The organism is Mesorhizobium sp. WSM4813, from assembly GCF_055811555.1.
The window spans coordinates 1-18,566 of the sequence record NZ_JBVVQU010000052.1 but is presented as its reverse complement, the minus strand read 5'-3'; the positions used below and the strand labels follow the sequence as shown (position 1 = coordinate 18,566).

Annotated in this window: 18 protein-coding genes; 5 read left to right on the top strand and 13 right to left on the bottom strand. The window is 60.3% G+C overall.

Annotated features, from left to right (window positions below; genetic code table 11):
• Window positions 1-5 precede the first annotated feature (5 nt).
• The 6 genes from AC0L25_RS25125 to AC0L25_RS25100 all read right to left on the bottom strand — a co-directional run bounded on the left by AC0L25_RS25125 (window position 6) and on the right by AC0L25_RS25100 (window position 6,070).
• The gene (locus AC0L25_RS25125; RefSeq protein WP_473597989.1) at window positions 6-539 is read right to left on the bottom strand and encodes a c-type cytochrome; all 534 of its coding nucleotides are present in this window, start codon (window positions 537-539) and stop codon (window positions 6-8) included.
• A gap of 1 nt (window position 540) precedes the next feature.
• Entirely contained in the window at window positions 541-1,353 is an 813-nt protein-coding gene (locus AC0L25_RS25120; RefSeq protein WP_473597988.1) for a substrate-binding domain-containing protein, read from the bottom strand.
• A 31-nt stretch (window positions 1,354-1,384) separates the two neighbouring features.
• Window positions 1,385-3,181 carry a methanol/ethanol family PQQ-dependent dehydrogenase gene (locus tag AC0L25_RS25115; RefSeq protein ID WP_473598011.1) on the bottom strand — a complete coding sequence of 599 codons (1,797 nt, stop codon included), beginning with the start codon at window positions 3,179-3,181 and terminating at the stop codon, window positions 1,385-1,387.
• Between the two features lie 85 nt (window positions 3,182-3,266).
• The gene (locus AC0L25_RS25110; protein WP_473597987.1) at window positions 3,267-4,046 is read right to left on the bottom strand and encodes a GlcG/HbpS family heme-binding protein; all 780 of its coding nucleotides are present in this window, start codon (window positions 4,044-4,046) and stop codon (window positions 3,267-3,269) included.
• A gap of 1,008 nt (window positions 4,047-5,054) precedes the next feature.
• A complete protein-coding gene (locus AC0L25_RS25105; RefSeq protein WP_473597986.1) occupies window positions 5,055-5,432 on the bottom strand; it encodes a VanZ family protein in 378 nt (125 codons plus the stop codon).
• 419 nt (window positions 5,433-5,851) lie between these two features.
• Window positions 5,852-6,070: a hypothetical protein gene (locus AC0L25_RS25100; RefSeq protein ID WP_473597985.1), complete on the bottom strand. Its 219-nt coding sequence runs from the start codon at window positions 6,068-6,070 to the stop codon at window positions 5,852-5,854.
• Between the two features lie 52 nt (window positions 6,071-6,122).
• On the opposite strand from AC0L25_RS25100, the gene AC0L25_RS25095 reads away from it, so the two are divergent.
• Complete coding sequence (locus tag AC0L25_RS25095; protein WP_473597984.1) at window positions 6,123-6,359, top strand: hypothetical protein; 237 nt, start codon at window positions 6,123-6,125, stop codon at window positions 6,357-6,359.
• A 228-nt stretch (window positions 6,360-6,587) separates the two neighbouring features.
• Here AC0L25_RS25095 and AC0L25_RS25090 read toward each other — a convergent pair whose 3' ends face one another.
• From AC0L25_RS25090 to AC0L25_RS25060, 7 genes are all read right to left on the bottom strand, one after another.
• Window positions 6,588-6,935, bottom strand: a complete 348-nt coding sequence (locus AC0L25_RS25090) for an ATP-dependent DNA ligase (protein ID WP_473597983.1) — start codon at window positions 6,933-6,935, stop codon at window positions 6,588-6,590.
• Between the two features lie 347 nt (window positions 6,936-7,282).
• Window positions 7,283-8,935 (bottom strand): ABC transporter ATP-binding protein, encoded by a 1,653-nt coding sequence (locus AC0L25_RS25085; RefSeq protein WP_473597982.1) that lies wholly within the window; start codon window positions 8,933-8,935, stop codon window positions 7,283-7,285.
• The gene (locus AC0L25_RS25080) at window positions 8,925-9,809 is read right to left on the bottom strand and encodes an ABC transporter permease (protein ID WP_473597981.1); all 885 of its coding nucleotides are present in this window, start codon (window positions 9,807-9,809) and stop codon (window positions 8,925-8,927) included. Before AC0L25_RS25080 ends, AC0L25_RS25085 begins: the two co-directional genes overlap by 11 nt.
• A complete protein-coding gene (locus tag AC0L25_RS25075; protein ID WP_095488652.1) occupies window positions 9,806-10,852 on the bottom strand; it encodes an ABC transporter permease in 1,047 nt (348 codons plus the stop codon). The genes AC0L25_RS25080 and AC0L25_RS25075 overlap by 4 nt, the downstream gene beginning before the upstream one ends.
• A gap of 74 nt (window positions 10,853-10,926) precedes the next feature.
• Window positions 10,927-12,534 carry an ABC transporter substrate-binding protein gene (locus AC0L25_RS25070; protein ID WP_473597980.1) on the bottom strand — a complete coding sequence of 536 codons (1,608 nt, stop codon included), beginning with the start codon at window positions 12,532-12,534 and terminating at the stop codon, window positions 10,927-10,929.
• Between the two features lie 113 nt (window positions 12,535-12,647).
• Entirely contained in the window at window positions 12,648-13,001 is a 354-nt protein-coding gene (locus AC0L25_RS25065; protein ID WP_473597979.1) for a Rieske (2Fe-2S) protein, read from the bottom strand.
• 12 nt (window positions 13,002-13,013) lie between these two features.
• On the bottom strand, window positions 13,014-14,096 hold the full coding sequence (locus AC0L25_RS25060) for an amidohydrolase family protein (protein WP_473597978.1): 1,083 nt from the start codon (window positions 14,094-14,096) through the stop codon (window positions 13,014-13,016).
• Window positions 14,097-14,229: 133 nt separating this feature from the next.
• On the opposite strand from AC0L25_RS25060, the gene AC0L25_RS25055 reads away from it, so the two are divergent.
• The 4 genes from AC0L25_RS25055 to AC0L25_RS25040 all read left to right on the top strand — a co-directional run bounded on the left by AC0L25_RS25055 (window position 14,230) and on the right by AC0L25_RS25040 (window position 17,330).
• Window positions 14,230-15,087, top strand: a complete 858-nt coding sequence (locus tag AC0L25_RS25055; protein ID WP_473597977.1) for a LysR family transcriptional regulator — start codon at window positions 14,230-14,232, stop codon at window positions 15,085-15,087.
• A gap of 89 nt (window positions 15,088-15,176) precedes the next feature.
• Window positions 15,177-16,259 (top strand): FAD-binding oxidoreductase, encoded by a 1,083-nt coding sequence (locus tag AC0L25_RS25050; protein ID WP_473597976.1) that lies wholly within the window; start codon window positions 15,177-15,179, stop codon window positions 16,257-16,259.
• A 189-nt stretch (window positions 16,260-16,448) separates the two neighbouring features.
• Entirely contained in the window at window positions 16,449-16,694 is a 246-nt protein-coding gene (locus AC0L25_RS25045) for a hypothetical protein (RefSeq protein ID WP_473597975.1), read from the top strand.
• A 441-nt stretch (window positions 16,695-17,135) separates the two neighbouring features.
• Window positions 17,136-17,330 (top strand): hypothetical protein, encoded by a 195-nt coding sequence (locus AC0L25_RS25040; RefSeq protein ID WP_473597974.1) that lies wholly within the window; start codon window positions 17,136-17,138, stop codon window positions 17,328-17,330.
• The last annotated feature ends 1,236 nt before the right edge of the window (window positions 17,331-18,566 follow it).

Here is an 18,566-nt window from a genome sequence, read left to right as displayed (position 1 = left end):
GCGTCTCACGGCGACTTCCCCAGTGTCGCGGCATTTGGCAGGCGATTTTCGGAGGGATGCACCATCATATCGTCGTCGCGCCCTGGCGCGGCGGAGGAGGGTACGTTGCCGCTCAGCGAGCGGACAAAAGCGGCAAGCTCCCAGATCTGATCGTCGGGGACCCTGTCACGGAAGCTCGGCATCCCGTTCGGGCGCCCGTCTCTGATCGTGGCGTGGATGCTTTCGATCGAACTGCCGTAAATCCACTTTTCGTCCATGAGCGCTGGTCCCATGCCGCCACCGCCATTGGCATGGCATCCGGAACAGTTGAACCAGTTGAACAGACGTTTGCCCTGGCTAAGATGGAACGCGTTTGCCTCGAACGCCGCTGCCTTGTTGTCGGACGGGGACGGCCGCTGGCCGCCGGGCGCGAGGGCAGTGACCGGCGTCGGTTGCTCGCCCGAGCCGAGCGCAGACTGAGGGCGGGTGTCGCGTTCCTCGCGTTGGCATCCGGCAATGGCGAGCATTGCGAACAACAGCGAGGGAAGGCCGCGGTTCATGTCACGGCGCTCCAGCAGTATCGAGCCGGGGCATGCCGTACTGCGCCAGAATGGCGTTGATCTCGGCGCGGTGCTTTGCAAGGGCAGCGTCCACTTCGCCGCGCAGCACATTATCCTCGTGGCGCACGCCCATTGAGATGTCGTAGATCATCGGCAATCGCGGACCGTCTATCCGCGGTTCAACCGGCGTAATCCGCAGCGCCACCTTCTGTCTGGCGGCAAAGTAGCCGGCCAGCGGGCCCCAGACGACGGCCATATCGATCTCGCCGCTCGCGACCGCTTCGATGATGCGCGCCGGAGGGTTCGGCGCAGAATAGTCGCCATAGACCGGGAAGCCGATGAGATGGCCGACGATCCCGCGGCGCCCGAGCGCCTGGGCGGGTGGGGAGTTGGCGCCATCATCGCCGATCAGCTGGACACCGATGCGCAGATTACGCAAGCGAGGATCGTTGAAGGACCTGACTTCCGGCGCCTCCTTGCGCGTCACGAAAACGTAGGACGAGCGGTAATAAGGCGCGGTGGTGCGCAGCATTTCGAGATTGGCGGGCGTGCCGGGCACGAGATCACACAGACCGGCCTTCAACGTGTTGCGGATGAAGCCGCGGCGCTGCGCCCACCAAGTATAGGAAAGAGTGGCTCCAAGTTCCCTGGCGACAATCCCCGCGATCTTGTTTTCAAAGCCTTCGCCGCCAGCGTTGGAGAAGGGCATGTTGTTGGGATCGGCGCACACCCGCAGCTCGCGCGCGTTCGCCAGGGCGGCAACAAGGGAAAAGGCCAGCGCGCCGACTGTCGCGATAGAATGCCGGGAACGCATTCTCCCCCGTCGCGCAGGCCCGCCGATCGCTTCAAGGCAGCCGGAATACATACAGCGTACCTCCCGGCGTGGTTACGTCCTTCAGATCTTTCATGACGTTGGCGAAGCCGAGCGCAGCGCTGGCGTCGCGCGGGTCGAGATCCCCCGACACGATGGCACCTGCCCAGCCGCCGACACCCGACAGGATCGCGACATATTGGTGCCCGTCGGGACCGCGATAGGTGATCGGCTGGCCGATGATGCCGGAAGAGGTCTTGAACTGCCAAAGCAGTTTCCCGGTCGTTGCACTCACCGCCTTGAACCAGCCTTCCATGGTTCCGTAGAACACGACGTTGCCGGCCGTAACGACGGCACCGCTCCACACCGGAAAGTTCTCCTCCAGGATCCACGCCGGCTTGGCGGCAGCGACATCCCAGGCGGTGAAGACACCGCGATGTCCACCCGGCCCGGGTATCATGCGGACATTCATGCCGACATAGGGCGTGCCGGCGATGTAATTCACCTCGACGCCTTCTTCGTCCATGCACAGATTGTTGTGCGGGATGTATAGCAAGCCGGTCTTGGGCGAGAACGCCGAGGGCTGCCAATCCTTCAGGCCGGATGCGGTCGGGCAGATGTTGCGTACGACCTTGCCGGTGCCGGTCTCTTTCTCGGGATTTGCACTCAGCCGGCCTGTCTTGAGGTCGACTCCCTTGCTAGAATTGACAGGTCCGAATGGCACCGCGGACAAGACCTCGCCTGTCGTGCGATCCAGCATGTAGACATAGCCGTTGCGTTCCGGCCGGACGAGCACCTTGCGGGGCTTGCCCTGCCAGGTCATATCCAGCAGCACCTGCTCGTTGATGCCGTCGTAGTCGTGCAAATCGTGCGGGGTCCACTGATAGAACCACTTCGCAGTGCCGGTGTCCGGATCCCGGGCAAAGATCCCGGACGTCCACTTGTTGTCGCCTGGGCGCAGGTCGGGATTCCAGGGGCCGGGATTGCCAGTGCCATGGAAGATCAGGTCCAGATCCGGGTCATATGAGATCCAGCCCCACACATTGCCGCCGCCGATTTTCCAGGCGTCCGGCGGCCACGATGTGACGCCGAGATCCTTGCCCTTGTCCATGTCGTAATGCGGCTTGAAGTCGGGGCCGATCAGAACCTCGGCATCCGGGCCGGTGCTGTAGGCGGTCCAGATGACATGCCCGTCGTCGGCGTCAAGCGCCTTGATCCAGCCGCGCACGCCCATTTCGCCGCCGGAATTGCCCACCAGAACTTTGCCCTTAACCACCAGCGGCGCCATGGTGATGGTCTCGCCGATATTGATGTTGCCGATATGGGTGTTCCAGACCGGTTTGCCGGTAGCCGCGACGACCGCGATCGTGTGTCCGTCGAGCGTGTTGAAGTAGATACGCCCGTTGGAGAAAGCCGCACCTCGGTTGACCACATCGCAGCAGGCAACACCCTGCGCGGCAGGCTCGGGATTCGGCTCGAACTTCCACTTCATCGGCGCGCCGGGTCTGGCGAGATCAAGCGCATAGAGAATATTGGGAAAAGGCGTTACGATATACATCGTGTCCCCGACAACCAGCGGCGCAGCCTCCTGGCCCTTGTTCACGCCGGTCGAGAAGGTGAAGGCGACCTGCAGGGTCTTGACGTTGTCTTCGGTGATTTCAGCGAGTTCGCTGTAGCGGGTAGAGGCATAGTTCTTCGCCGGCATCGTCCACTGGCCGTCTTCGGGTGGAGCCGCTGCAGCAGGCGGCCTTATGGCAGGCTCCGCCGGCTGGGCGACCGCTCCGGCCACGAGCGCCAAGCCCGCCAGCAAGGTCCAGCCGATCACCCTCATTTTGGTGCGACCAACTATCCTGGCCATCGCCCTGTATCCCCTTTGGGAAAGAGACTGACCTTCGCCATCGCCTGTTGCGCCTGTCTCATTCGTGCATCGAGCCGCCGACCCCAGCGCCGAGCTCCGCTGCTATGTCCGCCTCGCTTCCGGCACATAATGGATGTCCCCAGCCGGAAGCGCTCTTCCCGCCGGGGTCGAGATCATAGACAATGGCGTCTTTGCGATTTGGATTGACGCCGGCCGGCACGTTGTCCAGTCCAAGCGCAGCGCGCGTGCGCCAGGCGACATTGTGATCGGCACAGGAGGAATCGCCGCTCACGCCAAGTCCCCCGACGATCCCTTTTTCATCGTAAAGCGCCAGACCGCCGCCAAATGCGACTATGCCCCCGACGAGCTTTCCCGTCAGCGGGTCGCTGGAACTTCCAAATGTCGTAGGATTGCCGCCATAAGCGGCCGCCTGGTTGACAGGGTTGGTGGCCTGCAGGCCGAACAGGGCTCCGCCCGGCTGGACCGCGGCATAGAGGTTAGCGGTCGAAAGGGCCATGTGGGCGAGGCTGAGCCCGTTGGCCGTGCTGGCCTTTTCGGCTGCAACCAGGCGGCTGCCGGGCCATTGGGCGTCGGGCGTGGGACCGCTGAAGGCGACGGCGCAGACCGCCCCGTCGCGCGCCACAACCGCCGCCCATTCATGGGTGTCAAAGCCGCCATTGCGGGGGCCGCCGCTCGCCCTAACGCTCGCCTTGAGGGCGCTGAGCAGTCTGCCATGGTCAGCAGGGCACGGCGCCTGCGCCCAGGCTTTTTGCTCGACGTAGCTGATCGTCAGCAGGAACAAACCCAATGCTACTGAGGCAGTCCAGTGACGATCCATTGCCCGCGCCGCATTTATTGAACTCTCCCTAACGCATGGGAGGCGCAGAAGTGCCAAACGTCATGAAATAAAATGCAAGATTGGTTGGCTCGGAAGCAGCGCCCTTGCGTTCGAACATTGGAACGGTTCTGCGCCGCTCTCTGTTGAGCCCAGATTGGCATCTCCGGAAGAAAGCGAAATCAGCTTCCTAGCCGCCGCCCATCGCAATGCTCTCGCGCAAGCCGCTGCTCGCCGATCGGCCAGAAGGATCGACTACCATCGACCAGATGTCTGCAGATCTTGAGCCGCCCCTCTCAAGGGGCAAATCCGAATGACTGGCTGCCGCAATAGCGCCGAGATGGTTGGGGGGCCTCGAGGGCCGCTGAACGTTGGCCGAAAATTGTGTTGGTCAGGTGTTTCGAGCGGCGGCAGCGTGCGTGATGCACAGCGTCCCCATCACTTTCGATGCCAAAACAGCCTACGGCGCATGGCACCGTTAGGTGAGAGATGCCTGCGGGGACTGTTCCACCTAACATAGGCATACTCGGCGCAGTCGCTCCTCGGTCTCGAGGTCGCGATGATGATCTGCGACAGCAAATGCGAGAGGCCGTGCTAGCCAACGCGAATTGGATCGTGCGCGCTTCCGGTCAGCGAGTGGAGGAACCTTTCATCGGAGGCGAAGTTGACCGGCAATGACGAAGCTATCCGACCTGGGCCCCCGGATTCCGGCACGAAACACGGCCCGGTTAAGGACGAGCGCGAACATTTCTATGAATGCTCCTCGTGTGGTCAATTGGTTGACTCTCGCGAGCTTCGACAGGTCATCTGGCATGAGCAGCCAGGGCACGAGCCGGTGGAAGTGGACGAGTCGCAGCCTGGAGGATCAAATGGGCGAGCCGGAACAGGGTTTTTCCAGGAAGCTCCGCGAGCGTATCAGATCGCGCTTGCCCCGCGCTATGGTCCGCGCTGGCCGGCCGCTCTACGGTCAAGCGCAGCTGCCTGACGCAGCCCAGCATGAAAGGAAGTGACCTAGGACAATCCGCTAACAAGCCTTTTTGCCCAGCTTGCAATTGTGAGCCCGCACGCTATGCCGGCACAGTCGGCAAACCAGTCGAACAATTCCATGTCGCGTCCTATCATTGGCATTCCCTGAAGGATCTCGATCGCCGCGCCGGTAAGAGCAAGAAAAATTATCAGTCTTGCCCTGTGCTCTGGCCAACCGAAACTGCCGATTGCCGCCAACACCGCGAACGCTGCGGCGTGATTGAGCTTGTCATCATGAGAGGTGAAGCCCAAGCCGAAATTCTGCAAAAGCCACGCGGGCGAAAGCGCGAGCAGGAGGACACCTGCCAGCGTGACCAGAAAAGCAGTCCTTGCCGCGATGGGAAAAGATCTTGCCCGGAACAAATGAGGTCAGTCCTTCATAGAACTCAGCAGGCCCGGCGCATAATCCGCACCGGAGCTGGCAGGATTTAGCGAGCTACGCAAGAGCCAGATTTGTGTCTGGTCGTCAGCGTTTAATGCGGCAGCATCAGGGCGGGTTGCCAACCACCCGGGAGCTGATGGTCGGTTGCTCAACCCGCCTGAACCTGTGCACGAGGGCGACCCCCTGGCCAAGGCGATCATCGAGACGGTCGAGCGGCTAACCCGATGCCCAGAACGAAGCTACTCCTCGTCACTGAAACCCAGCAGCGATCCATGGCGTATGTGGCTGTGATCGCCACGAAGATGCTTGACACGCAGCGGTCAGCCTCACGCCGGTTCCAGGCATCGCCTAACGTTTCGATTTCCATGAGAACGGAATAAGAACAAATTCCGGCTTCCGGTCAAGCCGTCTTGACGATCGCCAACCCAGAGCCAGATGTCTCGAAGAGATGAAGCTGAGCAGGACCAATAACCCCGGAACCGGCTGCAAGGGCATGCGGCACGATGGCCCAGTCGACGGTTAGTCGGAGCATTTCATCTAGTCTAACGGCCCAGTCTGCTGGCAGACCTTCGATGCGCGCGATCTGAGGCAAGTGTTCCATCATGCCGAGCCTGATCACCAGCCGTTTCCGGTAGAACAGTAGACCCTCCTATTGGTTAGGGAGAGGGCATATGGGTCTGGTTTTTACTGGCGAAGAGGGAACCACTGAGCGGTTCGAGTTGGTGCTTGAAGCCTTTGATGGAACAGAGCGTGTCCTCGTCGTGACATCGACCGAAGCCGTCGAAGATTTCGGCTTGGATGCAGTCCGTGAAATGGCATCTAAAAAATACGATGCAGGGCAGTTCGACGAAATCGGCCGCGTCAGAGTTCTGACTAGCGACCTGCAAGGTAATAGCCCGCCACCGTGAGGCCAGCGTGGCTCGCTGATGCCCAGACGAGTCTACTCAACAGCGAAGCGTGGCGTATGTGGCTGTGGTCGCCGCGCAAACGCTTGATGCGGAGCTTGACGCCAGGAGCGACCTACTGCGTCGCCGGCCGCTTCTTCATGGCCTCGGGCGGCGGCCCGGCATGTTCCTGGACACGCTTCCACAGTCGTTCCCGCATTTCGCGGCCCAGGGTGATGAACGCCGAACCGACTATTTCCTTGTGCCGAGTTCCGCTAAAAGCGCGAATGCCACCTTGCCTGGCTCACGCTCGACGCCGAACAGCTCAAACTCGCCTTCTGTGAAGCTCTTGGTCTTCAGCCACTTCGACGTCGGGCCGCTGCGATATTTGGTGTCGGCGCGCTTCGAGACGATGCCCTGGAGGCAGGCCCGGTCGGCGAGATAGAAGATCGCCTTTGGGTCATCAGGCATCGCCTCGCTGAACTGGATCCGGCTGTTTGGCTTGATGATGCCGAAGAGGATTTCGCAGCGCCCCTTGCAGCCGATTTCACTCAGATCGTGGCCATTCAGGTGCAGGATATCGAAGGCGCCGAGATACATGGCATAGACCCCATGCCTGGTGAACGACTGAAAGCCCGCCGTGCGGAAAGGTGCGGTGGGTTTTTTTGTCTCCGTCCGGCGGCCGAACCAGGACGTTTGAATCGCGCAGCACTGGTACCTCCCAATGAACGGCTGCAGACGGCCCGATGCACCGATCGGCCCGCGTCCTCTCCCTCAGGACGCGGCTTTCTTGCCTACACGGAACACCAGGCGCGGGTGCGCGTTTCGCCTTAGTAGCCAGACCGCCCCAAGGTGACGACTGGAAGCCGATTTGGATGGCTACCGCTCGCAAATCATCAGAGGACGCTGGCGTTCGCATTTTCACCCGAATAGGTCTTGCGTTGGGATCAGTTCGCCGCGCCGACCCGCTTGCGCTCCCGGGTTTCCAGCAGCTTCGTCAGCCAGTCTGGATCCATCTCCGGCACGGAGGAGAGAAGCAGTTCGGTATACGGAGCATGCGGCGGCGTCAGGATTTCGGTCTTGAGCCCCTGCTCGACGACTTTGCCTTGATGCATGACAACAATTTCGTCGGCGATTGCCCTCACCGTCGCGATGTCGTGCGTGATGAAAATGTAGCTAACTCCGAATTCTTGTTGCAGCCGCATAAGAAGCTTCAGGATCTCTTCCTGTACGATCTGGTCGAGGGCTGAGGTCACCTCGTCGCAGATGATGAGCTCCGGATTAGCAGCCAGCGCCCGGGCAATGCAGATGCGCTGCTTCTGACCGCCCGAGAGTTCGCTCGGCAGACGATCGAGGAAGCTTTCGTCCATCTCGATCATGTGCATGAGTTCGCCAACGCGGCGGTCGCACGCCGCCCCTTTGAGGCCGAGATAGAACTCGAGTGGCCGGGAGATGACTTCCTCGACGGTCTGACGCGGATTGAGCGCGTTGTCAGGCATCTGGTAGATCATCTGAATGCGGCGCAGAATGTCTTTGGGCCTCTCTTTCAGTGTTCTTGGCAGACGATGCCCCGCAAATGAGATCGAGCCCGAGACCGGCGGCAGCAGGCCGGTGATGACGCGGGCGAGCGTTGATTTACCGGAACCAGATTCACCAACGACCGCTACCGTCCGTCCGCGCGGCACCTTGATCGATACATCCTGCAGAACCTTGACTTTCCCTGCGTAGGCGGCGGTGATGTTATCGATCGTGAGCAGATGGTCCGCGGCCGGCACTTCGGGTTTGGCTAGCTTTCGCACCGCCCAGAGCGTCCTCGTATAGTCTTCGGCCGGCGCCGCAAGCATCTGGCGTGTTTCGGCCTCCTCCACAGTACGGCCATGGCGCAGAACCATGATCCGGTCCGCCATCTGCGCAACCACGGCCAGATCATGCGTGACGTAGATCGCGGCAGTGTTGAATTCTTCGACAATCTGGCGGATCGAGGCGAGGACCTCGACCTGTGTGGTAACATCCAGCGCCGTCGTCGGCTCGTCGAAGATGATCAGGTCGGGCCGGCAGGCCATAGCCATCGCCGTCATAGCCCGCTGCAACTGCCCTCCTGAGACCTGGTGAGGATAGCGGAAGCCGATGGTGTCCGGATCCGGCAGGTGAAGACGCCGGTAAAGTTTGATGGCATCCCGATTCGCTGCCTCGCGACTGGCGATCCCGTGCGCCACGACCGTTTCGACGGTCTGATCGAGTAGCCGATGGGCCGGGTTGAAGGAAGCGGCCGCGCTTTGCGCGACATAGGCGATGCGCGAGCCTCGGAGCCGCCGCCGTGCGGTTTCGGTCATGGCGAGGAGGTCGACCCCGTCGAACAGGACGGATCCTTGCGTGATCCGGCAGCCTGGCTTGGCATATCCCATCGCGGCAAGCCCAATGGTAGACTTTCCGGCGCCGGACTCGCCTATGAGGCCGAGAACCTCACCGCGCTTTAGCGAGAGATCCACGCCGCGAACGATTGGATACCAGCGCTCGTCGGAAAACCCTTCGACGTGAAGGTTGCGAACGCTGAGGAGTTTTGTTCCCTTTTCGCGTTGGCCAGAATTCTTACTTTTCATCGCGCAACCCGCTTGTCACGTGCAAGAACCAGTCGACAACGAAATTCACCGACACCGTGAGAAGGGCAATCGCGCCTGCCGGCAAGAGCGGAGTGATGTCGCCATAGGTGATGAGGGTGGCGTTTTCCCGCACCATCGAGCCCCAGTCGGCTGTCGGCGGCTGGATGCCGACGCCGAGAAAGGAGAGCGCGGCGATGGTGAGGAAAACGAAACAGAAGCGCAGGCCGAATTCCGCGATCAGCGGCGGCAGCACGTTGGGCAGGATCTCCTTGGTCAGAATCCATCTTGGCCCTTCGCCACGCAGTTGCGCGGCTTCGACATATTCCATGACGGCAACATTCAGCCCGACCGCGCGCGCCAGCCGGAATACGCGGGTCGAATCGAGCAGGGCGATGATGAGGATCAGGCTGGTGACCGACGAACCGAAAATGGATAGCAACATCAGCGCGAAGATGAGGCTCGGGATCGACATCAGCACATCTACCGCGCGCGACAGAATCTGGTCGAGCCACCCCCGGTACATCGCGGCCAGCAAACCGAGCGTGACGCCGACCGCGAAGGACAGAAGCGTAGTCGCGAAGGCGATGCCGATCGTATTGCGCGCGCCATAGATCAGCCGGGTGAGCACGTCGCGACCGAGTTGGTCGGTCCCGACGATGAACTCCTGGCTCCAAGGCGCGAAAGCCTCGGTGAAAACCTGCGTTTCTCCGTACGGCGCTATCCAGGGCGCTAACAGCGCGACGAAGACATAGCCAAGGATGACCACGATGCCGAACCAAGCGCTGAATGGAGCCTTTTTGAGTGCGGTTTTTACCCGGGAGGCGCGTGTGCGCCTCTGTCTCGGAACCGCCACGACATGTTCGGTGCTGGTCATCGCGGATGCAAAAGCCTCGGATTGGTGGCGATGGAAATGATGTCGGCGGTCAGGTTGAGCAGGATGTAGGTTGCTGCGAAGATTAGGGCGCAGGCTTGCACGACCGGAACATCCCTGGACTTCACCGCATCGACCATCAATTGGCCGATGCCGGGATAGACGAACACCACCTCGACGACGACCACGCCTACGATGAGATAAGCGAGGTTGAACGCAATTACCGTGACGATAGGCGCCCAGGCATTGGGCAGGGCGTGTCTGAGAACGATTGCCATCGGCGACATTCCCTTGAGCCGCGCCATGTCGATATAGGGGCTTGCCAGCATGTTGATAATCGCAACGCGCGTCATACGCATCATATGGGCAACAATCACCAGCGTGAGGGTGATGGACGGCAGCGCTGCGCGCCAGACGTGCTCCCAGAACGGCGTTCGGTCGCTGATGTTCGCCAGTGTCGGAAATTTGGGAACCAGGTTCAGGACCCAGTTGATCGAAGCCGCGAGCCACTCGGGCAGGGATTGTGCGAATTCGGTTCCAATGAACGTGTCGCGCGAGATGATGAGATAGGCCAGCATATAGGCGACGAAGAATTCGGGGAATGAAATCGTCGTCAGCGTCACCGTGTTCACCACACGGTCGAACCAGCTATTGCGGTAGAGAGCGGCGAGAATGCCGAGTCCCAGCGCGAGTGGAACCGCTATAAGGGCGGTCATCACGGCAAGGAACATCGTGTTGTACAGCCGGGGCGCAATGATCTCGGCGACTGTGCGCCGGTAGCCGGTGCGGCTTGCGAAGGAAGAGCCGAAATCCCCCTGCACGATCTGCCCGACCCAGGCGAAATAGCGCTCAACCGGCGGACGATCGATGCCGATCTCGCGCTGGAATGCGGCGACCGTCTCGGGCGTCGCGGATTGCCCGAGCATCGCCTTGGCGAAATCGCCCGGAAGCATGGCAATCGCCGAAAAGATGATGATGGTGACGATGAACAGCGTGATCAGGCCGAGACCCAGGCGCTGCAGAACCGTCCTAACGACCGGATTCATGGGCGGTGCCTTCGAGCGTTTCCCCTGAAAAGAGCGAACCGCCCGCGGCGCGGGCGGTTCTCGCCGGGCGAACGTCACGCGTTGGCTACCCACCAGCGCTCGGCCATCTTCAGTCCGTCATTCTCCCAGTTCGGCGCCAACTCGCCGTGCGCCAGTTTCTTGGACTTGGCGCTGACAAAATTGTTGAAGACCAGGATGATGGCGCCGCCGTCGTCATGCGTCAACTGCTGCATTTCGGCATACATCGCGGAGCGCTTGGCCTCGTCGGTCTCCGCGCGTGCTTGGATCAGCAGTTCGTTGAAGCGGGCATTTTTCCAGAACGTCTCGTTCCAGCTGGAATCCGCCGAGTAGGCCTGCGTGAACATCCAGTCGGCCGTTGCACGACCGCTCCAATAGGAGGCGCACCACGGTTTCTTGAGCCAGACATTGTCCCAATAGGCGTCCTCGGCCTCGCGCACCACATTGACATCGATGCCGCATTGGGCCGCCGTCTCGCGGATGAGGGCGGCTGCGTCCACGGCGCCGGCGAAAGCGGCGTCGGCGACGGAAAGGTCGACCTTGAGATTTTCCATACCCGCTTTTTTCAGATGGAAGCGCGCCTTTTCAGGATCGAACTTGTGCTGCGGCTCCGGATTGATGGCGAACTTGATAGCCGGTGCGATCGGGTTGTCATTCCCAACGGTTGCATGGCCAAGGAAGATCTTCTGCGCGATTTCCTCGCGGTCGATCGCCCATTTCAGGGCCATGCGCACATCGGGGTTGTCGAATGGGGCAACCGTCACGTTCATAGGCAGCGTGTAATGGCCGTAGCCGGTGACCTCAAGGATATCGATATTCGGCTTGCGCTTCAGCATGCCGAGCGTTTTCAGGTCGGCGCGGCCGATATAATCAACCTCGCCGGTTGACAGCGCGGCCATACGCGCGGCGAGGTCCGTAATGGCGATAAACTCCACCTCGTCCAAATAGGGTTTGCCGTTCTTGAAGTAATTGGGATTGCGCTTGAGCTTCGCCGAGACGCCTGGCTGGAAGTTCTCAAGCACGAAGGCGCCGGTCCGGACGCCCGATTCCCAGTCGGCCTTTCCGTCCTTGGCAGGCATGACGACAAGGTGATAGTCGCTCATGATGTAGGGAAAGTCTGCATTCCCGCTGTTTAGCGTGAAAACGATCGTTTCCGGGCCGTCCGCCTTGATGTTAATCACCGATTCGAGCAGCGACTTCGCCGCCGATTTGGTGTCGGCTCCCATGTGATATTGCATAGAGGCGACCACGTCGTCCGCCGTGATGGTCTTGCCGTTGTGGAAGGTCGCACCTTTGCGCAGCTTGAAGACCCATGTCGTCGCGTCGTCCGAGGTCTCGAAGCTCTCGGCAAGGTCTGGCTGGATGCTGCCTTTCGCGTCGACCTCGGTCAGGCTGTTGGACATGGCACCCGAAAAGGCGGTTTGCGTGAAGGTATCGGGATAGCCGGCCGGATCGATCGAATCGGTCGTCGCGCCATGCGCCATGCCGAGCTTGGCGAAGCCGCCCTGCTTGGGTGCGGCCCGCGCCACGCTCACGAAGAGCATATCTGCGGCGGCGACCGTCAGGCCTGCCGCCAGCCCTAGATGGATGAAATCACGGCGCGAAACCTTGCCGCGGCCGATCAGGTTTTGCGCCAAGCGCAGTTTATATTCAGATTCCGACACTGCTTCCTCCCATTGCGGATTTCCCGCATTCTTGTTGTTCGCATTTACCGAGCAGATCTGGCGGATTCAGGCGATTTGCCTCCTTTCGATTTTTCCGCGGTTCGACGCAAATCTTACGCCGTTACATAGATTTCACCAGCTTCCACCGTGACCGGGAATGTTCGGGCACGTACGCCCGGATCGACCAGGGCCGCACCGGTTTTTATGTCGAATTCCCAACCGTGCCAGGCGCAGCGCACGATCTCGTTCTCGCGGTGATAGATGAATTGCGCTTGGTCGACCGGCGCCGTGGTTCCGCATTGCGGTCCCTCGCAAAGCGGAGCGCCGCGGTGCGGACAAACGTTCAGCAAGGCATGGAATGAATCTCCGATGCGGAAAACCCCGACTGAAAGGCTGCGGATTTTGGCGATGTAGGGAGCCCCGGTCTCGATTTCGTCGACCCGGCAAATGTATGTCTTCTCAGCCATTGTCTGCTCCCGTCAGGCGGCATTCGCCGCTTGCGTGCGGGGAATGCGTTTATAGACCTCGAGCGCATTCAATCCCATAATCTTGCTCCTCCAGGCAGGCGGGATGTGCAGCGTGTTGGCATCGTCATAATCCCAATGCGGGTAGTCGGAGGCAAACATCAGCGTATTCTCGCCGTCCATCGCTTCGAGAGTGGCCCAGAGATGTTGAACGTTCGCTGGCTGCTCTAGCGGCTGCGTGGAAAAGCGGATGTTGCGCCGGCAATACTCCGAGGGCAGCATCTTCAGCCACGGCGTTTCCTTACGCAGCGCTTTGTAGTCTGCGTCCAGACGCCATAATACCGATGGAACCCAAGCCACGCCGCACTCGATGATCACGAAATACAGATCCGGCCATTTTTCGAAAACGCCATGTGCGATCATGCTTGCCACGTGCGACAAGGCCGACATGTGAAGAATAGCGTGCGTCTCCCAGAAAAAGGTTGTCGGAGCCGGCGCCACCGCGTTCCAATTGATGCCGCCATGGCCGCCCAAGTGAATCGCAAATGGCAGCCCGACTTCGGCGCAAGCCTCGAAAATAGGATGGTAGAACGGATCGCCGTAGGGTTTGACCGAGCCTTGGGAGGCCAGAACCTGTACCATACGGGGATGGTTGCCGAGGCGGCGGATCTCGGCTGCTGCGAGCCTCGGATCCTGCGGCGCGATGATGATGGAGCCCATAAAGCGACTGTCCTTGGGAAGCCATTCGGCGATTTGGTAATCGTTATAGGCGCTGACCAGCGCGCTGGCGTAATAGGGATTTGCCAGCGTGGAGGCTTCGATCGGCTCGTCGCCGGTGAGGATAGCGGCCCCGACGTTGTATTTGTCGAGGTGCTTTTCTTTCATGATGAGATAGTTGTCGGCCTCCGTCTCTGGCCTGACGTCCTTGCGGGAGAAGTCCTGCGGGTGAAACCACGGACGGTGACCGTGCGGGAAGGCGCCTCTCGGACCAGTCTTTTCGCCTTCTGTGAACATGTCTTTCCAGACGCCGGAAAGATAGGGCTCGAGCACCGTCGCGCTCGACCAGTAATTGTGACAATCGCAATCGACTATGAACACCCTATCCAACTCCCTGGCGCGGCAGGCCGGCTAACCCAGCCAGCTTCTTCAATCGCAGCTTCCGCCTTGGCAATTATTTGATCAAGCTCGTGATCTGGGGTAATACGATCGGATTTTTCGATTGCGAGGCGACATGCAGCTGGATCACATCGAGACCTTCCTCGACATCATGGAGTCACGAAATTTTAACCGTACGGCCGATCGGCTAGGGGTCACGCAGTCGACGGTGAGCACCCGCATCAGGAACCTGGAGCAGGCCATTGGTTCGGAGCTCTTCCTGAGGGGACGCGCCGGCGCCGAACCGACTGCGGCGGGGCGACGTTTCGAAGCCTATGCGCGCGCCATGCTCTCGACATGGTCTCAGGCCCGCCATGACGTTCGGGCATTCAACCGGTTCGAGGGCACCTTGCGCGTCGCTGCGCAGGTCGGGATGACACGATCGATATTGCCGGGTTGGGTGGAAACTCTGTTCCAGGTGCTGCCGAACTCGTCAATTCACGTAGAGTCCGACTACTCGCCGCAGATGATTTCTGATTTGAGCTTGGGAAATCTTGATATTGCTGTGGTATACGCGCCCCGATACCTCCCTGAAATCTCCTACGATCCTCTCATGGTCGAAGAATATGTGATGGTGTCTACGACGGCCAGGATGCTGTCGGAGGTCAGCCCGGATATGTATATCCGGCCGGGCTACACGGTCGCGCTTGAAAAAGCCCACGCCGAGGCGCTGCCGCAATTGGCGATAGGCCGTCTTTCGATGGGCTCGGAAACGCTCGCCGAAGCGATGCTGCGGCGCATGGGTGGCACTTGCTATATGCGCAGTGACGACGCTCGGCGGTATACCGCCGAGCGGCCGTCTTTTGTGGTCGAGGGTGCGCCCGCGCTTCAGCAGCCCGTCCACACCGCTATTCTGGCGCGCCGCAAGCACGAGCCGATCATCCGTAGAGGGATTCGCGCGCTCCATCTGGCCGTTATGTCCATGGAAAGCTAGATCGAAATATCCGATTGTAAAGCCGACATCTGCCGCTTTTTTGAAAGTATCCGGGCTGCCATTCTGGTCGGGTCAAGCAGAGTCAAACCATGAACGCGCACGTTCCCTTTTCGACCGCCGATTTCGCTCCAGCGCTGCGTCAACGGCAATGGGCGGAGAACTCAAGACAGTTCGTGCGTTGCCGGGGCGTCATCGATGAGACGCACGACGTTAAAACATTCGTCTTTTCAGCTGCTTCTGGCCACATGTTCAGCTTCAGTGCAGGCCAGTATTTAGTCCTGCACCTGACGATCGACGGCACCCGGGTAACAAGATCGTACTCGGTGTCGTCGCCGCCGACTCGACCGCTCGACCTGCAGATCACGGTGAAGCGGGTGAAGGGCGGACTTGTTTCCAATTGGCTTCACGACAATCTCCGGCCGGGCCACGACATTGAAATCGAAGGGCCGGTCGGACGTTTCAACTTCGACGATCTACCATGCGAGAAGCCGCTTTTCCTTTCGGGCGGCAGCGGCATCACTCCCGTTATGTCGATGCTGCGGACGCTAACCGACCGGGCATCTGGCCATGACATCCGTTTCATTCACTGCGCTCGGACGGCGGACGATATCGCCTTCCGCTCCGAGTTGGAGGCGCTCGCCGCGCGATTCTCCAATGTCGATGTAAGCTTCATTTGCAGCCAGGAAGGTTCGGCGTGGCAGGGCCCTAAGGGTCGGATCGACGGCCCCTTGCTCTTGCGCCTGGCTCCGGACGTTCACCAGCGCACGTCTTACGTTTGCGGCCCCGAGCCGTTTATGCAGACGGTTCGGGCCTGCGTCGCGGAGATCGGCATCGCACCCTCGCAGTACCACGAGGAAAGTTTCGGCGGCGCCGTGGGCAATTCCATGCCTCCTCAATCGGCTGCCGCTGGCCCAACTTGTGTCCGTTTCGCCCGGTCTGGCGTAGAGCACCTGTGTGCGCCTGGAGAGACGCTGCTCGATGCGGCGCGCAATAACGGCCTCTACATCCCTTTCGCATGCCAGCAGGGCATTTGCGGAACCTGCCGGACGATCAAGCTCTCAGGTGACGTCGTGATCGACGACCTTGGAGGACTCAGCCTTGAAGAGAAGGCGGCTGGTTATGTGCTGGCCTGCTGCAGCCGGCCGCAAGGCACCGTTTGCCTCGATCTCTGAGCGACGCATTGAGGACTGATGGCAAAGCCTGGCGCTGCGGGCATGCCGGTGCCTCGTCATAATTGAATTATAGTGGCGCACGAGCCGGTTCCGGCATCGGTGCCTAGCCTTGCGCCAGGCCTTCTGTTGACGGGACCCAATTGCAATCGCTGCTCAGTTCCATGCCGATCACCACGGCCCGCCATGCTAATGGCGCTGTTGCTCGCAACTTCCTTTCAGAGGAAGGCCGCTGTATTGAGAGTGTCCACTTCCCGTAATCGGCGGGAGATCCTGGCCGGCCTTATTGGGTTTGATAGCCGCATCCAGTTCAGTGAGACCATGCCGGGCGACGCCAACGCGATCTATCATCTGATCGACGCGGCCGGCCTGGAAAAGGGATGGTATCGAAGCGTCGGGACAGCAACTGTCGCAGCGGCCCGACTACCAATTGGTTGAAACAAGATCCTTCACCGAAAGCGAGTTTGAACTTCTCGGAGTTGAACGCGAGAGGGGCAAGCTGGCCTTCGCTCTGATGGCCGAGCCGGGGACCCGCAAATATGTCGGCAGCTCTTTCGTCAGCGTCAACCACGAAATGCGCGAGCGGCTTTGGAAACGAGTGCAGGAACAAGCCGGGCCACCGCCCAAGAACATACCAAAGCGGCCGGTCACTCAGTGGGTTAAACCGGGATCAAAGCCCGCGTGCGCGAGGAAGATCTTCGGCACGCGTCGTTGCAGGAACTTCTGGGACGACGATTGGAGGCCGCGCCACATTGAGCGAGGCCGGATTCGCGAAATTCGCAATAAAGCGTACAATCCCTAAGTCGTCCGTACCGAATAGAGGCATTGCGGACGCTTGGGAGATGTCAGTGCTTCCGCCCTAGAGGCAGGAGGGCTGAGATGGCGAAAGCCCAAGTAGGCGCCCAGCTATCGGTTTTTGACTGCGATATCCTGCGCAGCGCCTTCATAAAAACCGTGATCGAAGAGAATATCCCTGAAGATAAGTGGCGGTCGGTTGCCGCGCTTTTGATCAGCGACTTTACCGGGAGCGATGACGTCGATCCTGACTTGCTGGAATGGATCGTGCGCAAGTAGCCAGAGCTACCCAGCCCGTAGGGGATGGCGGGGATATCGCAGTCTCAGACGGATCTGGGCGCGACAGGTCCGCGATGATCGTTTGACACACAGAAAGATTCCGAGGGTGAGCATCAAGGTCAGGGAGGAATGGCAAGAAGTTGCCGACACGCCCCCGGTCGTGCACCATTATGGCCATGGAATCAGCCATAGAGCATAAGACCGACCCTCGAGACGAAGGCGTCGACGCCTATTGCCGAGGCCTGCCGCGCTCAGCGTGCCCATATCCACCATGGAAGCCGCAGCGCTATGAATGGCTGCTTCGATGGGATGAAGCCAAAGAGATAGATCAAGAAGAGTAATTCAACCACACCCTCAGTCATGATGTTCTCGCTGGAACATTCCTTTTGTGCGCGTGTTGGTTTCTGAGCGCGTCGTGCGCTTGAGACAGGAGAAAAGAACTCTCCACGACTACGACTACCACCACGCCAAGCACCGATCAGGGAGCCAATTCCACAACCACCACAACCGATCAGGGAACTGACACGACCACCACCAGCGGCACGAACCCGAACTCGGCCAAGGATTGCGCACCTGGCCAGCAGACTGGCAACGCGCAGGAGGCCGCCTCTGGTCAGCAAGACACGAACGCCAAGTCCGCTGCCCCCGGTCAACTGAAAAAGACCACCGAAGGTTGCTGATTGGCAACGCCATACAAGGGGAAGGCCGGCGCCGCTTGGGAGGGGAGCGATGACGCCGGCCAGGCGGGTAACAGGTCCGCCGCAAGGAATAAGCTAACAGAACTTGCGACCGTGTGATCGCGGAAGGTTTCCATCGATACACGAAGCAGGCGCTGAATCAATTGAACGAGCAGGCCGGCCTACTATGAAAGGTTGCACAAAGCGCCGATGTCGAGGGGCTGAGGAGCGAGGGCCTACCTGACCGAGGGTGCGATTAGGGACCAGCCAACACCCAATGCGAAGCATAGCATGGACCCACCCAATTGCTTGCCTTGACCTTGGGCGAGGTTCTGATTGCCGCCTGACCGCCTGCGCACCGCTCACAGACAGAACCCCGCCTTGTGCGGGGTTTTTGCGTTAGTCGACCGTGAACAATCCGGGCCCTAAGCGGCTTCCGACTTCGGCCGAAGTTGAAGCAGGGCGATCAAGAGCGACAAAAAATCCTTCAGCCACCTGAGCAGGAGGGAGAAGTTGTAGCCGGCGGCGGCCAGGATGGCGTTGAGGGCGTCGCCCTGCT

Excerpts from the sequence above, each read along its gene's own strand:
- AC0L25_RS25120 (WP_473597988.1), bottom strand. The coding sequence starts at position 1,353 with ATGCGTTCCCGGCATTCTATCGCGACAGTCGGCGCGCTGGCCTTTTCC.
- AC0L25_RS25115 (WP_473598011.1), bottom strand. The coding sequence starts at position 3,181 with ATGAGGGTGATCGGCTGGACCTTGCTGGCGGGCTTGGCGCTCGTGGCC.
- AC0L25_RS25045 (WP_473597975.1), top strand. The coding sequence starts at position 16,449 with ATGGCGCTGTTGCTCGCAACTTCCTTTCAGAGGAAGGCCGCTGTATTG.
- AC0L25_RS25085 (WP_473597982.1), bottom strand. The coding sequence starts at position 8,935 with ATGAAAAGTAAGAATTCTGGCCAACGCGAAAAGGGAACAAAACTCCTC.
- AC0L25_RS25095 (WP_473597984.1), top strand. The coding sequence starts at position 6,123 with ATGGGTCTGGTTTTTACTGGCGAAGAGGGAACCACTGAGCGGTTCGAG.
- AC0L25_RS25110 (WP_473597987.1), bottom strand. The coding sequence starts at position 4,046 with ATGGATCGTCACTGGACTGCCTCAGTAGCATTGGGTTTGTTCCTGCTG.
- AC0L25_RS25090 (WP_473597983.1), bottom strand. The coding sequence starts at position 6,935 with ATGTATCTCGGCGCCTTCGATATCCTGCACCTGAATGGCCACGATCTG.
- AC0L25_RS25040 (WP_473597974.1), top strand. The coding sequence starts at position 17,136 with ATGGCGAAAGCCCAAGTAGGCGCCCAGCTATCGGTTTTTGACTGCGAT.
- AC0L25_RS25055 (WP_473597977.1), top strand. The coding sequence starts at position 14,230 with ATGCAGCTGGATCACATCGAGACCTTCCTCGACATCATGGAGTCACGA.
- AC0L25_RS25080 (WP_473597981.1), bottom strand. The coding sequence starts at position 9,809 with ATGACCAGCACCGAACATGTCGTGGCGGTTCCGAGACAGAGGCGCACA.
- AC0L25_RS25125 (WP_473597989.1), bottom strand. The coding sequence starts at position 539 with ATGAACCGCGGCCTTCCCTCGCTGTTGTTCGCAATGCTCGCCATTGCC.
- AC0L25_RS25065 (WP_473597979.1), bottom strand. The coding sequence starts at position 13,001 with ATGGCTGAGAAGACATACATTTGCCGGGTCGACGAAATCGAGACCGGG.
- AC0L25_RS25050 (WP_473597976.1), top strand. The coding sequence starts at position 15,177 with ATGAACGCGCACGTTCCCTTTTCGACCGCCGATTTCGCTCCAGCGCTG.
- AC0L25_RS25075 (WP_095488652.1), bottom strand. The coding sequence starts at position 10,852 with ATGAATCCGGTCGTTAGGACGGTTCTGCAGCGCCTGGGTCTCGGCCTG.